General features: G+C 64.3%; 13 protein-coding genes and 1 pseudogene. 4 read left to right on the top strand and 10 right to left on the bottom strand.

From position 1 onward, the window contains the following. Positions 1 to 105 precede the first annotated feature (105 nt). Complete coding sequence (locus AC5RVB_RS14320; RefSeq protein ID WP_290245467.1) at positions 106 to 1,575, bottom strand: glutamate-cysteine ligase family protein; 1,470 nt, start codon at positions 1,573 to 1,575, stop codon at positions 106 to 108. Positions 1,576 to 1,580: 5 nt separating this feature from the next. Next, positions 1,581 to 2,114 carry a hypothetical protein gene (locus AC5RVB_RS14315; protein ID WP_494142987.1) on the bottom strand — a complete coding sequence of 178 codons (534 nt, stop codon included), beginning with the start codon at positions 2,112 to 2,114 and terminating at the stop codon, positions 1,581 to 1,583. 197 nt (positions 2,115 to 2,311) lie between these two features. Between AC5RVB_RS14315 and AC5RVB_RS14310 the strand changes: the two genes are divergently transcribed. From AC5RVB_RS14310 to AC5RVB_RS14300, 3 genes are read left to right on the top strand one after another with little or no spacing between them, the layout of a single operon-like run. Beyond that, positions 2,312 to 3,115 (top strand): hypothetical protein, encoded by an 804-nt coding sequence (locus AC5RVB_RS14310; RefSeq protein WP_494142986.1) that lies wholly within the window; start codon positions 2,312 to 2,314, stop codon positions 3,113 to 3,115. Then, positions 3,115 to 3,540, top strand: a complete 426-nt coding sequence (locus AC5RVB_RS14305) for a phage holin family protein (protein ID WP_494142985.1) — start codon at positions 3,115 to 3,117, stop codon at positions 3,538 to 3,540. The genes AC5RVB_RS14310 and AC5RVB_RS14305 overlap by 1 nt, the downstream gene beginning before the upstream one ends. Further along, complete coding sequence (locus AC5RVB_RS14300; RefSeq protein ID WP_494142984.1) at positions 3,537 to 4,133, top strand: DUF3618 domain-containing protein; 597 nt, start codon at positions 3,537 to 3,539, stop codon at positions 4,131 to 4,133. The genes AC5RVB_RS14305 and AC5RVB_RS14300 overlap by 4 nt, the downstream gene beginning before the upstream one ends. Before the next feature lie 63 nt (positions 4,134 to 4,196). Here AC5RVB_RS14300 and AC5RVB_RS14295 read toward each other — a convergent pair whose 3' ends face one another. The 7 genes from AC5RVB_RS14295 to purU form a co-directional block, all read right to left on the bottom strand. After that, on the bottom strand, positions 4,197 to 5,285 hold the full coding sequence (locus AC5RVB_RS14295; protein ID WP_494142983.1) for a Gfo/Idh/MocA family protein: 1,089 nt from the start codon (positions 5,283 to 5,285) through the stop codon (positions 4,197 to 4,199). A gap of 164 nt (positions 5,286 to 5,449) precedes the next feature. Next, complete coding sequence (locus AC5RVB_RS14290) at positions 5,450 to 6,532, bottom strand: substrate-binding domain-containing protein (protein ID WP_494142982.1); 1,083 nt, start codon at positions 6,530 to 6,532, stop codon at positions 5,450 to 5,452. A 54-nt stretch (positions 6,533 to 6,586) separates the two neighbouring features. After that, positions 6,587 to 7,879, bottom strand: a complete 1,293-nt coding sequence (gene mmsB / locus AC5RVB_RS14285) for a multiple monosaccharide ABC transporter permease (RefSeq protein ID WP_494142981.1) — start codon at positions 7,877 to 7,879, stop codon at positions 6,587 to 6,589. Beyond that, positions 7,876 to 9,441, bottom strand: coding sequence for a multiple monosaccharide ABC transporter ATP-binding protein (gene mmsA, locus AC5RVB_RS14280; protein ID WP_494142980.1), 1,566 nt, complete (start codon positions 9,439 to 9,441; stop codon positions 7,876 to 7,878). The genes mmsB and mmsA overlap by 4 nt, the downstream gene beginning before the upstream one ends. Positions 9,442 to 9,631: 190 nt before the next feature. Next, positions 9,632 to 10,846, bottom strand: coding sequence for an ROK family transcriptional regulator (locus AC5RVB_RS14275; RefSeq protein WP_227928868.1), 1,215 nt, complete (start codon positions 10,844 to 10,846; stop codon positions 9,632 to 9,634). 92 nt (positions 10,847 to 10,938) lie between these two features. Next, positions 10,939 to 11,481: a gamma carbonic anhydrase family protein gene (locus AC5RVB_RS14270; protein ID WP_227904164.1), complete on the bottom strand. Its 543-nt coding sequence runs from the start codon at positions 11,479 to 11,481 to the stop codon at positions 10,939 to 10,941. Positions 11,482 to 11,512: 31 nt separating this feature from the next. Beyond that, a complete protein-coding gene (gene purU / locus AC5RVB_RS14265; RefSeq protein ID WP_227904165.1) occupies positions 11,513 to 12,394 on the bottom strand; it encodes a formyltetrahydrofolate deformylase in 882 nt (293 codons plus the stop codon). A gap of 46 nt (positions 12,395 to 12,440) precedes the next feature. Between purU and AC5RVB_RS14260 the strand changes: the two genes are divergently transcribed. Beyond that, entirely contained in the window at positions 12,441 to 12,986 is a 546-nt protein-coding gene (locus tag AC5RVB_RS14260; protein WP_290245462.1) for a GNAT family N-acetyltransferase, read from the top strand. Here the strand turns inward: AC5RVB_RS14260 and AC5RVB_RS14255 are convergent. After that, positions 12,946 to 13,408 (bottom strand): annotated as a pseudogene (locus tag AC5RVB_RS14255) (pyridine nucleotide-disulfide oxidoreductase); the annotation flags it as partial. The gene AC5RVB_RS14260 and the pseudogene AC5RVB_RS14255 sit on opposite strands and share 41 nt — an antisense overlap.

Below are 13,408 nucleotides of genomic sequence, written 5' to 3'. Positions count from 1 at the left end.
GTTGAGTCGCACTACCTCAACGATGAAATTACGCTAGCACTCGGGCATAGTGAGTGCCAGATCAGATGGATAAAAACGGTCCGGGAGGACCGGTTTTTTCTGTCCTCAGCCCACCGGCCAGGCGTGCACGGCCGTATTGCTGTGCATGTTCTCCCAGTAGAGGCGGGACATTTCGGCCAGCGCGGCGCTGCGTGCCAGTCCGGATTCCTCCAGGCGGCGAAGCGTGGCGATCTGCCAGGCTGCTCCGTTCTGCTCGGTCCGTGCCCGCTCGGAGACAACGTCCAGATAGCGGTCTATGAGCGTGGGGTCCACCTTCAGGGCGCGCAGCCCTTCGGCGGCCTGCGGGATCAGGTGCCGCACAATCAGCTCAGCAACCGGAATTTCGCCGATGCCCGGCCAATACACCGTGGCCTCCAGCCCGTGGCGGGCACAGGAGAGGAAATTGTCGGACGCGGTCTTGAAGGCAAGCCGGCTCCACAGTGGACGGTCTGCCGTGCGGATGTATTCCACCAGGCCGTAATAGAAAGCTGCATTGGCTACAACGTCAATGACTGACGGACCTGCCGGCAGCACGCGGTTTTCCAACCGCAGATTGGGGGTGCCGCTGCCCGGGTCATAAATGGGCCGGTTCCAGCGGTAAACGGTCCCGTTGTGCAGCCGCAGTTCAGCCAGCAGCGGTGCACCTGCAGAGGTGGTTTCATCCCCTCGGCCCGAGAGCTCCGGGAGCAGCGCCGGGAAGTAGCGTACGTTCTCCTCAAACAGGTCGAAGATGGAGGTGATCCACCGTTCTCCGAACCAGACGCGGGGCCGCACCCCCTGCTGGCGCATTTCCGGGGGCCGGGTATCGATTGACTGCTTGAACAGTTCAATCCGGGTTTCATGCCACAGGACGTGTTCCATGAAAATGGGCGAGTTGGCCGCCAGCGCAACCTGGGGAGCGGCGATCATCTGCGCTGCATTCCAGGCCGGTGCAAATTGCTCGGGTGAGACTTCCAGATGCAGCTGCACCGACGTACACGCCGCTTCAGGGGCAATGTTCTGGGCGTAGAAGGACAGAGGCTCCGGGCCGGAGAGATCCAGCAAAACGTCTTCACCGCGTGCCTGGAGTACCGAGGTGTTCAGTGCGGCATAGCGCTGGCCGCTGCTGAGCCACTCCCAGCCGTCCATGAACCCGGGTGTCAGGGTGGGCAGGATTCCCACCATCATGATGTCCGCGTCCTCCTGCTCCGCGCGTTGGTCAGCACGGTTCAGCTGCGTTCGCAGGCCGTCTTCGAGGTCCTTGAGTCCGAACTGCCCGATCGAAAGTGCGGGATGGTTCATCTCGATGTTGAAAGCGCCGATTTCGGTCTGGAAAGCCGGATCAGCGATGCGTTTCAGGACAGCCTGGTTGCGCAGGGCGGGGGAGAAGTCCCGGTTGGTGAGGTTCAGCTCGAGCTCCAGCCCAATGCTCGCCGTGTCGGCGAACCGGGCCGTGGACAGGTAATGGGCAAAGTGGTCCAGGTTCTCCAGCAGCCGCTGCCGGTAGGCGGTCCGCTGTGCCCTGCTGAACGTCCGGCTCGTGACTTCGGCCCCCATGACCCCTACTTCTCCTTCAGGCCCTTGTAGACGTTGACGGGCCGCTGCATCTCACCGTGCTGGGCGCCCATCACAATGACAGCTCCGGACAGCACGGGGATACTCCATTGGAGGACCTTGAGCTGCCTCTGAGCTGACTTCAGTTCCTTGGAAGCGCCTTCCCTCGGCTCGGTGGCCCCCTGGCTGCCCTGTTCCGAAAGCTGCTCCACCTTTCCGCCGAGGATGCCCGCGTACAGGGTGACCCCTGCACCGAGGACGGTAACCGCAGTTTTGTACGCGGTAAGCCGGGCCACCCCGTCCTGCCGGGCTACCCGCGCACTGTTGTCACCCAACAGCGCTAGTCCGGAAAGGAAATGGGCGCCGATTGCCGCTGCCTGGACCGGTGCCCATTTCTTCCATCCCAAGGCGGAAAGCCGGGTCCTCTCCGTGGGATCCTTCGCTTCCGCGGCCGCCCCGTTGAGGCCGATGGCGCCCATAAGGGAACCGCCGAACCAGGCTGCTGCTGTGAGGTCATGGACAGATCGCGTAAGTGCCGCCATGCTGATGCTCCTGGGGGTTGCGGACAAACGGATGTACGGCTGGATGGCCGTACCCGGTTGTCTCTTCTCATCGGTGCCAATCAGACAACCACGCACCGGGCGCATAAGCAAGGTTGCTTATTACCCAAAATTAGGTAAGTATGCTTAGTATTGTTTTTGCGGTTTCGATCCGATCAACAATGCGACGAAAGAGAGCGATGATGACAGAGAATTTCAGCCCGCGCGACGGAAGCCATGCAGCATCCCCTACCGCAGGACAGGGATCTGACTCAACCGCAGCCGCCAAGACCGATTCAGCCAAGCAGGAGGCGAGTGACCTCGCCCAGCACGCCAAAGGCAACGCCCAGCAGGTGGCGGAGACAGCCAAGACCGAAGCTGCCGGCGTGGCATCCGAGGTGAAGAGCAACGCCAAGGACCTCTTCACCCAGGCACGCTCCGATCTCACCGAGCAGGCGGGTGCCCAGCAGCAGAAGGTGGCCGAAGGCCTCCGCTCCGTGGCCGATGAACTGCAGTCCATGGCGCAGTCCGGTCAGTCCGGCGTGGCCGCCGATCTTGTAGGGGAAGCGGCCAGCCGCGCCTCCTCCGTCGCCGGTTGGCTTGACGGACGGGACCCGGGATCGCTGCTGGACGAGGTCAAAGGCTTTGCCCGTCAGAGGCCCATGGCATTCCTGGCCATCGCAGCCGGTGCGGGTTTCCTCGCCGGCCGTCTGAACAAGAGCCTCAGCGCCGGAGTTCCGGCGCAGGACACGTCCGGCGGCTCCACCGGCCAGCATGTAGCCCCGCCGGCGCCCCCGGTTCCGCCGATCCAGCCACCCCAGCCCACGGGCTCCGGAACCGCTGCGGAAGGCCAGGCGTCCCGGAGTGGTACGGGGATTGATGATCCCTTCGGCTCCGAGCCGGTACGCAGTGCAGGTTCCGGCCCGGCGTCGGCTCAGACCCTGCCGCCTACGCCGTCCACCGGAGTTCCGGCAGCTGATCCCTACAGTGGTGGTCGGCACTAATGAGCACCGAAATCCCTCCCACGCCTGCACAGGCCAAGGCGGAGTCCACCTCTCTGGGTGACCTTCTTGGCCAGGTGACGCAGGATATGACCACGCTGATGCGCCAGGAAGTTGAGCTGGCAAAGGTGGAGATGAAGCAGTCGGCAACCCGCGCCGGAAAAGGTGCGGGAATGTTGGGCGGCGCCGCCGTCGCCGGTTACTTCGTTCTCCTCTTCCTGTCCGTTGCCCTTTGGTACGGCCTCGGCACCACCGCGATCGGCTTCGGCTGGTCCGCCGTGATCGTCGCCGTCATCTGGGCCATTATTGCCGCTGTCCTGGCGGCCCGCGGACGTACGGAAATGAAGAAGATCAAGGGCCTGCCGCAGACCTCGGAAACCCTGCAGGAAATCCCCGGGACCATGAAACCAAGCGAGGAAACACGATGAGTGAAAACCCTGATGAGATTCGCGCCGACATCGAGCGTACCCGCCAGCGGCTGGGGACGAACGTGGACGCCGTGGCGGACAAGGTAACCCCCTCCCACATCGTCCAGCGCCAGACGGACAAGGTGAAGGACAAGGTATTCGGAGTGAAGGACAAGGTGATGGGTGTGGCTGATTCTATGGGTAACAGTGCCTCAAATGCCGGCGGCAGCATGTCGGAGGGTATGTCCGCTGCCGGGTCAGCTGTGCAGGATGCTCCGGGGCAGCTGGTAGGCAAGGCACAGGGCAACCCCATGGCAGCCGGCCTGATCGCGTTCGGCGCCGGGCTTCTTGCTGCATCCCTGATCCCCGCCAGCGAGAAGGAACGCGTCGCGGCGGACAACCTCAAGACCGCTGCCAAGCCGATGACCGATGAGCTGGCAGGGGCGGCAAAGGAAATGGCACAGGGGCTCAAGGAACCTGCCCAGGAAGCCATGGAGAACGTCAAGGCTACTGCTGCCGATGCCGCAGAAAGCGTTAAGTCCGAGGGACAGAGCGCTGCGACGGAGGTGAAGGAGTCGGCCACCGACGCCCAGCAGAACGTTCGGAACGCCTAAACAACCGCACAACGACGGCGGCCCCGCACCCCGGGAGGGTCTGGGGCCGCCGTCGTGCGTGTATCAGCGTGGTACGGCCGCTTCGTCGTTGCGGTAGAGCACGCCCATCTGGGCGCGGGCGGCATCAAAGATGCGCATGGTGCGCAACGAATCGGCCCACGTCATGGTGGGGCTTTCCAGCAGGCCCGCCTGGATGCAGCGGCTGACCTCACGCAGCTCGTAGGTGTAGCCGTTGCCAACCTGCGGGAACCGTTCGGTCCGGGCTTCGCCCATGTGCGGGGTGATCGTCAGTTCCACCGGGTTGTGCAGAGGGGACCCGGTGCGCAGCCAGCCCTTGGTGCCGGAGATCACCGCCGTCCGCGGGCACGAGGACACCAGCGAGGACGTCAGCTGCGCCATCCCGCCGGTGGCATAACCCAGCGTCAGCGCGTTCTGGACATCCACGCCGTCCGCGTTGACGGCGCCGATGGCGTGGACCGTCTCCGGGTATCCCAGGGCCCCGAGCGCAAAGGTCAGCGGATAAACGGTGAGATCCAGCAGTGCTCCGCCACCTGCGGCGGGATCCCAGAGCCGGTGCGACGGGTCATAGGCGGCCGGGAAGCCCAGATCGGCCTGGACCCAGTGGATGTCACCCAGTTCCCCGGACGCCACCAGCTCCCAGATCCGGTTGATGCAGGGCAGGAACCGCGTCCACACGGCTTCCATGAGGAATACGTTGCGGGAGCGCGCCAGCTCGATCAGGTCCTCGGCTTCCCTGGCATTGATGGTCAGGGATTTCTCGCACAGGACGTGCTTGCCGGCTTCCAGCGCCCGCCGGGTGATCTCGTAGTGCTGGGCGTGCGGGGATGCGATGTAAACAACGTCCACGTCCGGATCAGCAAACAACTGGTCGTAGCCCTTGCCCTCCGAAGAGTCGGAGTAGCTGGTGGCGAAGCCAAATCGCCGGGCAAAATCCTCGGCGCTGGCCTGGCCGCGTGAACTCACTGCCTGCAGGACGGCATCTTCAAGCCGGGCAATGTCCTCGGTGACCCGTTCGGCGATGTTGCCGGTGGCGACTACACCCCAGCGGAGGGTGCGGCCGGTGGCCTGGACCGGGCTGGGGGCCCCGGGTTGCACACAGGGAGGGGTGGGAATGTGTTGAACAGCGGTCATTGTCCTCATCTTCCGCGTCGTTGCAGGGAGTGCCCCTACTCTATGGTGGGCAGCGGCCCGAGCCTAGGGGTCGGTGCCAGTCCCAAAGGAACGGCCCGGGTCCCGTCAGGGTCCCGGGCCGTTCCGCCCCGGAGGGCGGTAGTGCTACTTCAGGTGATGCTTATTTACTTGACCAGCTCGGAAAGAGTCGGATCGTTGGCGTAGGCTTCGCCGGCGTTGGCCTTGGTAACGATGACCGGCTCCAGCAGGTAAGCCGGAACAACCTTGGTGCCGTTGTCGTAGCTCTCGTCGTCGTTGATCTCAACATCCTCACCGGCGGCCAGGTTCTTGACCATCTCGATGCTGTGGTTCACCAGGTTGCGGGTGTCCTTGTTGATGGTGGAGTACTGCTTGCCTTCCATGATCAGCTTCACGGACTCAACCTCGGAGTCCTGGCCGGTGATGACGGGCAGCGGCTTGCCGGCCGCTTCAACGGAGGTCAGGACCGCGCGGGCCAGGGTGTCGTTGGGGGAGAGGACGCCGTCCAGTTCCACCGAGGCGTAGTTGGCGGAGAGCAGCGTGTCCGCACGCTTCTGGGCGTTCTCAGCCTTCCAGCCCTGGGTGACAGCCTGGTTGAATTGCGTCTGACCTGAAACAACCTTGAGGTTTCCTGCTTCGATCTCCGGCTTCAGCACGTCCATGGCGCCGTCGAAGAAGACCTGGGCATTGGCGTCATCGGGGGATCCGGCGAACAGTTCAATGTTGTAGGGGCCCTCGGGCTTCTTTTCCTTCAATCCGTCCAGCAGCGCCTGGCCCTGCAGCTGTCCGACCTTGAAGTTGTCGTAGGCCACGTAGTAGTCCACGTTCTCGGTGTTGGTCAGCAGGCGGTCATAGGCGATGACGGTAATGCCGGCATCCTTGGCTTCCTGCAGCTGGGAGCCGAGCTGGCTGCCGTCGATGGCGCCTACAATCAGGACCTCGACGCCGTTGGTGATCATGGAGCTGATCTGGTTCTGCTGTTCGGAGACGCCGCCGTTGGCGAACTGGACCTGGCCTTCGAAGCCGGCGTCCTTGAGGCCGTCGTTGAACAGGGATTCGGCGAGGACCCAGTTTTCGGAGGTCTTCTGCGGCAGGGCAACGCCGATGGCGGCACCCTCACCGAAACCGGATTCGGATTCGGATGCTGCTTCTTCGGAGCGGCCGCAGGCGGACAGCGACAATGCTGCCACCGTTGCGACAACGGCGAAGGACTTTGCGAATTTACGCATGGTGTTCTCTTTCTTGATAGCGGTGCTGTGAGTAATGCCAGTCAGTGGAAAGGATTAGGCGTCGGTGGAGATGACGGTTTTGGTGCCCGTGGGCATTTCGGGGGTGGCATCCACGGCTGCGGGAGCCGGCGCCGGCTTGTTCCCACCGAAGTTGCGCATCAGGAGCCCGGTAATGGAGGGCCGGCCCTGGGTCTTGTTGTAGACATCCAGGGCGACGGCGAGCAGCAGGACCAGGCCCTTGATCATGGAGGTGGTATCCGCGCCGACGCCCAGCAGCTGCAGGCCGTTGTTCAGCACGGCCATCACAAGTCCGCCGACGATGGAGCCGACAACGGTGCCGACGCCGCCGGAGACTGCGGCGCCGCCGATGAAGACAGCGGCAATGGCGTCCAGCTCCCAGTTGGTTCCGTCAAACGGACCGGAGGCGGTGGAACGGGCCACGAAGATCATGCCGGCCAGCGCGGCGAGGATGGACATGTTCATCATGACCATGAAGTTCACCTTCTTGCCCTGCACACCGGAGAGTTCCGCTGCGTGCCGGTTGCCGCCCACGGCGTAGACGTGGCGGCCCAGGATGGTCTTGTTGGAGACGAAACCGTAGAACAGCACCAGTGCACCGAGGATGATGCCCGAGATGGGGAACGAGGTGCCGGGACGGCCGGTGGCGAAGAGGTACGTTGCGTAGAGGATAACGGCACAGAGAAGGCCGATCTTCACCATGGGGACCCAGGCCGGCGGGTTGACGGTGCCCAGCTTGGCATTGCGGCCGCGCTTGCGCATTTCACCGTAGATGACGGCGGCACACAGGATCAGGCCGAGGAGCAGCGTGAGGTTGTTGTAGCCCGGGATGGGCCCGCCCTCGGGCAGGTAGCCGGCACCGATGAACTGGAATTCGGAGGGGACCGGCACGGTGTTGGACTTGCCGACCCACTGGTTGGCTCCGCGGAAGATCAGCATGCCCGCCAGCGTCACGATGAACGCCGGTATGCCGACGTAGGCCACCCAGAAGCCCTGCCAGGCGCCGATTGCGGCACCGACCAGCAGGCCCAGGATGATGCCGGCGTACCAGGGCAGCCCCCAGTCACGCATGGCCATGGCCACGACGATGCCGGAGAACGCGGCCACCGAACCGACGGAGAGATCGATGTGCCCGGCGATGATCACAAAGACCATGCCCACGGCTAGGATGAGGATGTAGGAGTTGCCGTTGAACAGGTTGATCATGTTCGTGGACGTGAGGGTCTTGCCCCCGGTCAGTACCTGGAAAAGGACGACCAGGATGCCCAGGGCGAAGATCATCCCGAACTGGCGGCCGTTGCCGCTCAGGAGCTGCTTGAAGGCGTTCATGAAAGGGTTCCTTGAGTGGCGTAGGTTTTCTTGGTGGGGGAGGTCATGAGCCTCATGAGGTTCTCCTGGCTGGCTTCCGCCTTGGAGACCTCGCCGGTGATGGCCCCTTCAAAAATGGTGTAGATGCGGTCCGAGAGGCCCAGCAGTTCGGGCAGCTCCGAGGAGATCACGATGACTCCCTTGCCCTGGTTGGCAAGCTGCTGGATGATCCCGTAGATCTCATACTTGGCACCCACGTCAATGCCGCGGGTGGGCTCGTCGAGGATCAGCAGATCCGGGTCGGTGAACATCCACTTGGCCAGCACAACCTTCTGCTGGTTGCCGCCGGAAAGCTTGGCGACGCCTTCATCCACCGTCGGGGCCTTGGTGCGCAGGTTCCTGCGGTATTCCTCGGCGTGGCGGAACTCGGCGTCGTCATCCACCACCAGGCCGTGGGTGATCCTTTTCAGGTCCGCCGAGACAGTGGTGGCCTTGATGTCATCGAGCAGGTTCAGGCCGAGTGTCTTACGGTCCTCGGTGACGTAGGCCAGGCCGTGGCTGATGGCGGAGTGCACGCTCTTGAGCGTGATTTCCTTGCCGTCCTTGATGATCTGGCCGGAGATGAAGTTTCCGTAGGAGCGGCCGAAAATGGAGCGTGCCAGTTCGGTGCGGCCGGCACCCATCAGCCCTGCGAAGCCCACAATTTCGCCGCGGCGGACGTGGAAGTCCGAGCCCTTGCAGACCAGCCGGTCCGCCACGGACGGGTGTCCCACGGTCCAGCCGCGGACCTCGAAGAAGGTTTCCCCGATATTGGGGGTGTGGTCCGGGAACCGGGATTCCAGGGAACGCCCCACCATGCCGCGGATGATCCGGTCCTCGTTCGCCCCTTCAACGGCGACGTCGATGGTTTCCACCGATTTGCCGTCGCGGATGATGGTGATGGAGTCGGAGATCTGCTCGATTTCGTTGAGCTTGTGCGAAATCATGATGCAGGAGATGCCCTTGTCCCGCAGGCCGGACATCAGGCCCAGCAGGTGCTGGGAATCCGTTTCATTCAGTGCGGCAGTCGGCTCGTCCAGGATGAGCAGCTGAACCTTTTTGCTCAGCGCCTTGGCGATTTCCACCAGCTGCTGCTTGCCTACGCCGAGTTCCTTGACGGGAGTGGCGGGGTCTTCGCTCAGGCCCACGCGTTCCATCAGGTCCAGGGTTTCGAAGTTGATCCGGTCCCAGTTGATGACTCCGAAACGGGTGGGTTCGTTGCCCAGGAAGATGTTCTCGGCAATGGAGAGCTCCGGGATGAGGGCAAGTTCCTGGTGGATGATGACGATGCCGGCAGCTTCGCTGGAGCGGATGTCGCGGAACTGGACGGGACGGCCCTGGAAGAAGATCTCGCCGGTGTACGTGCCGTAGGGGTAAACCCCGGAGAGGACCTTCATCAGGGTGGATTTGCCGGCGCCGTTTTCGCCGCAGATAGCGTGGATTTCGCCGGCGCGGACCTTCAGTGAGACGTCGGACAAGGCTTTAACGCCGGGAAACTCCTTGGTGATGGAGTCCATTTCCAGAATGAATGGATTAGCCGACATGCAGGGTGTCCCTGCTGCCGGGGCAGGGCGCGCAGTATGCGTGTTCTGCCGGAGCTGCTGCTGCTCGCATGAGTGCCTCCGTGTGACCTCTTTGTCGTGAGATGACCCACATGTGGGTCGATAAGGCAGTTAACATGGTCACAGGCACTGTCGTCAAGTCTTGAACGCAATACCGCGTATTTCCGGGGGGTCAGCGGACCGGGGCGCCCTGTTCCTGCAGCACCAGGGCGGCTGCACCGAGGGCTTCCGCACGCTCCCCGAGCGAGGACATCATTACGGTGGAGGTCTCATCCACCATGGGCACGGCGTGGCGCAGCAGGCCGCGCCGGATCGGCTCCAGGAAGGTGTCACCGAGGTCCGCAAGGGACCCGCCCACAACGATTAGTTCGGGATTGAGCGTATTGGCGAGGTTGGCCGCGGCCCGCCCGACTGCCATGCCGGCGTCGTCGATGACCCGCAGGGTTGCCGGGTCCCTGGCGGCGGCGCGGGCAAGGATGTCCGCGGTCCCCACGGGTTCCTGGCTGCTGCGGCTGAGCAGCTCGGTCATGATGGCGGTGGAGGCGATGGTTTCCAGGCAGCCGCGGTTGCCGCAGCGGCAGATAAGGCCCTGGTCGGAGATGGTGGCATGGCCGATTTCCCCGGTAATGCCCACGTTGCCGTAGTAGAGCGAACCGTTGATGATCAGCCCGGCGCCGATGCCGGTGGCCACCTTGATGAAGATCAGGTTCTCGGTGCCGCCGTGCGGCCCCCAGGTCACCTCGGCCAGGGCGCCGAGGTTGGCGTCATTGTCGATGAAGACGGGGACGCGCAGCCTTTCGGCCAGGTCCTGCCGCATGTTGATGCCCACCCATTCGGGCAGGATGGCGCCCTGCACCACGGTTCCGGTACGCCGGTCGATGGGTCCGGGAATGCCGACGCCGGCGCCCAGTAGGGCGCTGCGGTCCACGCCCTGGCGTTCCAGCAGCTCCTCCAGCAGTTCCGTTGCCGCGTCCATGCCTTCAGAGGCGCAGTGGCCCAGCGGAAGCCGGAGGGATTTCTCCTGCAGAATCCGGTAACTGAGCGAGGCCAGCACCACGCGGACGTGGCTCCGGCCGATGTCGATGCCGGCGGCGACAGCACCGGTGTCATTGAGCCGGACGGAGAGGGCGCGGCGTCCGGAGCTGGTGGTGGGCTCGGTGCTCACCAGCCGGTTCTGGTGCATCAGCTTCACAATGTTGGACACGGTGGCGTTGGAGAGTCCCGTCTGGCGGGAAAGCTCGGCCTGGGTCTGCGGTCCGGAAGCAACCAGTGCCTCGATGATGCGCTGGCGGTTGCGGGCACGCAGGGCACTCTGGGAACCGGGCTTGGCGGTGACCGGTTCCGGAGTCAGGGGGTTCCTCGACGGTGAGGATAGGTCGGCTGGCATTAGTTCAGAGTGCTACATCACATCAGTTGGCGTCAAGAAGTGAACGCAATGACGGTGTCCGGCACTCGCGTCCCTGCCTCCGGGGCCACGGTTCAGCCAGCTGCCGGCGGCTGTGCGGCCGCGACGGCACTGCGGTGTTCGGCGGCAGTCTGCCGGTAGTTCTCGGCGTTGGCCCGGACGCCGGCAAACTCTTCGTCGGAGAGCGGGCGGCGCACCTTGGCCGGGACGCCGGCCACCAGGGAACGCGGAGGCACCACGGTTCCCTCAAGCACCAGGGCGCCGGCCGCCACGAGCGATCCCGCGCCGATGACGGCGCCGTTCATAACGGTGGCGCTCATTCCGATCAGGCAGTCATCCTCCACTGTGCAGCCGTGGACTACGGCATTGTGGCCCACACTGACGCGTTCCCCGACCGATGTAGGGAAGCCGGGATCAGCGTGCAGCACCACGTTGTCCTGCAGGTTGGTGCCCGCTCCCACCGTGATGCTGTTGGAATCGCCGCGAACGCACACGCCGTAAAAGGCGCTGGAATCCGGCGCCATGGTGACATCGCCAATCAGTGACGCCGTTGGGGCGAGGAAAACGGTGGGATCAACGGAGGGGGACTTGCCCCGGAACTCAATAATGTGTGCCATGGCACACAGCCTAGCCGGGGTGGACGGCGTCTTAGTTGAAGACGATGGTCCGCATGCCGTCCAGCAGGACGCGGTGTTCGGCGTGCCACTGCACGGCTTTGGACAGCGCCCGCCCTTCAACGTCGCTGCCCAGGGCAGCGAGCTGGGCGGCGGAGCGGGCATGGTCCACCCGGATCACTTCCTGCTCAATGATCGGACCCTCATCCAGGTCCGACGTGACGTAGTGGGCAGTGGCGCCGATGAGCTTCACGCCGCGGGCATGCGCCTGGTGGTAGGGCCGGGCGCCCTTGAACGAGGGCAGGAAGGAGTGGTGGATGTTGATTGCCCGGCCGGAGAGGTCGGCACAGAGCTCGTTGCTCAGGATCTGCATGTAGCGGGCCAGGACCACCAGCTCAATGTCCAGTTCGGCCATCAGGGCACGGAGGTGGTCCTCGGCCTGCTGCTTGGTCTCCGGTGTTACGGGAATGTGGTGGAAGGGCACACCGTAAAACTCTGCCAGCGGCTCAAGGTCGCGGTGGTTGGAGACAATGGCGGGGATTTCCACCGGCAGGGTGCCGGCCCGCTGCTGGAACAGCAGGTCATTGAGGCAGTGCCCGGATTTGGACGCCATAATCAGGGTGCGGACCCGCTGGCCGGCACGGTGCAGCTGCCAGGACATGGAGAAGCCGCCGGCAACGGCGGACAGCTCGCTGTGCACCTGCTCATAGGAACGGGGCGAGGTGAACTCCACCCGCATAAAAAAGGACCCGGTCTCCGGGCTGCCGTACTGCGCCGACTCGGTAATGTTGCCTTCCGCTGCCACGAGCGAGGCGCTCACCGCATGCACAATTCCCGGCCGGTCAGGGCAGGAAAGGGTGAGTGTGTAGGCGCCTGTACGTGCGCCTGCGGGCAGGGGAGGAATCAATTCGGTCACCCTAGCTAGGTTACCGGTTTTGCCGCCTTGGCTTAGGGTTGGGCTCATGGATGTGACGTTCCTGCCGCTTTCGGACAAGGATGAGGAGGAACTCGTCCGGTTCCTCACCACCAACAGTTTTCCCTACCACCGGATCAAGGCGCCTTCCGAAGGCCTGGTCCGGAGGCTGCTGATGGAAGGGCGCTTCGTCGGGGATACCGTGCGCACCTACTGGGTGATCGGAGACAACCACCGGCTGGGCCTGGTCATCCTGGAGGAACTGGATACCCCCACGCCCATGCTGGACCTGAGGCTGGTGGAACGGTTCCGGGGGCGGGGAAACGCGGTGCCCGTGCTGCAGGCACTGACGGAAAAAGTCTTCAGCGACTATCCCCGCATCCACCGATTTGCCGGCCGTACCCGCGAGGACAACGTGGCCATGCGCAAGACACTGCTGCGCTCGGGCTTCCTGAAGGAGGCACACTACCGGGAGGACTGGCCGCTCGAGGACGGCCGCCGGGTGGCCACCGTGGTCTACGCCATCCTGCGCCGGGACTGGGAGCGTGGAACGGTTACCCGCTTTGAGTGGGAAGAGCTGGAACAGCCGCGGTAGGGCTGCCTTCCGCTTCCAGCAGCCGCACTGCAGCCAGCGCGGCGGAACGGCCGGCCCGGGTGGCACCCAGTGTGGAGGAGGATTCCCCGTAGCCCACCAGGAACAGCCGGGGCTCACGCGCCACCCTGACCCCGTCCATCCGGATCCCTCCGCCGGGTTCACGCAGCCGCAGCGGGGCCAGATGCTCCAGCGCGGCACGGAACCCGGTGGCCCACAGGATCACGTCCGCTTTCTCCTCCGAGCCGTCCACGAAGCGGACCGTGTCCGTGCCCAGGCTCTCCAGGGGGCCGCGGGAGACCAGGATGCCGGCGGCAATGCCGTCCTGATACTCCTGCGTCAGCGGCAGTCCGGTGGCAGCGACCACGCTCAGCGGCGGCAGCCCGGCACGGGTGCGGGCACTGACCCGGGCCTCGACGGCCCGG

The organism is Arthrobacter sp. Y3225209 (assembly GCF_059090685.1).
This window is presented reverse-complemented; position numbering and strand designations above follow the sequence as displayed.

Coding starts and splice junctions, on each gene's coding strand:
- mmsB (WP_494142981.1), bottom strand. CDS start 7,879: ATGAACGCCTTCAAGCAGCTCCTGAGCGGCAACGGCCGCCAGTTCGGG.
- AC5RVB_RS14275 (WP_227928868.1), bottom strand. CDS start 10,846: ATGCCAGCCGACCTATCCTCACCGTCGAGGAACCCCCTGACTCCGGAA.
- AC5RVB_RS14260 (WP_290245462.1), top strand. CDS start 12,441: ATGGATGTGACGTTCCTGCCGCTTTCGGACAAGGATGAGGAGGAACTC.
- AC5RVB_RS14320 (WP_290245467.1), bottom strand. CDS start 1,575: ATGGGGGCCGAAGTCACGAGCCGGACGTTCAGCAGGGCACAGCGGACC.
- mmsA (WP_494142980.1), bottom strand. CDS start 9,441: ATGTCGGCTAATCCATTCATTCTGGAAATGGACTCCATCACCAAGGAG.
- AC5RVB_RS14300 (WP_494142984.1), top strand. CDS start 3,537: ATGAGTGAAAACCCTGATGAGATTCGCGCCGACATCGAGCGTACCCGC.
- AC5RVB_RS14305 (WP_494142985.1), top strand. CDS start 3,115: ATGAGCACCGAAATCCCTCCCACGCCTGCACAGGCCAAGGCGGAGTCC.
- AC5RVB_RS14310 (WP_494142986.1), top strand. CDS start 2,312: ATGATGACAGAGAATTTCAGCCCGCGCGACGGAAGCCATGCAGCATCC.
- AC5RVB_RS14315 (WP_494142987.1), bottom strand. CDS start 2,114: ATGGCGGCACTTACGCGATCTGTCCATGACCTCACAGCAGCAGCCTGG.
- AC5RVB_RS14270 (WP_227904164.1), bottom strand. CDS start 11,481: ATGGCACACATTATTGAGTTCCGGGGCAAGTCCCCCTCCGTTGATCCC.
- AC5RVB_RS14290 (WP_494142982.1), bottom strand. CDS start 6,532: ATGCGTAAATTCGCAAAGTCCTTCGCCGTTGTCGCAACGGTGGCAGCA.
- AC5RVB_RS14295 (WP_494142983.1), bottom strand. CDS start 5,285: ATGACCGCTGTTCAACACATTCCCACCCCTCCCTGTGTGCAACCCGGG.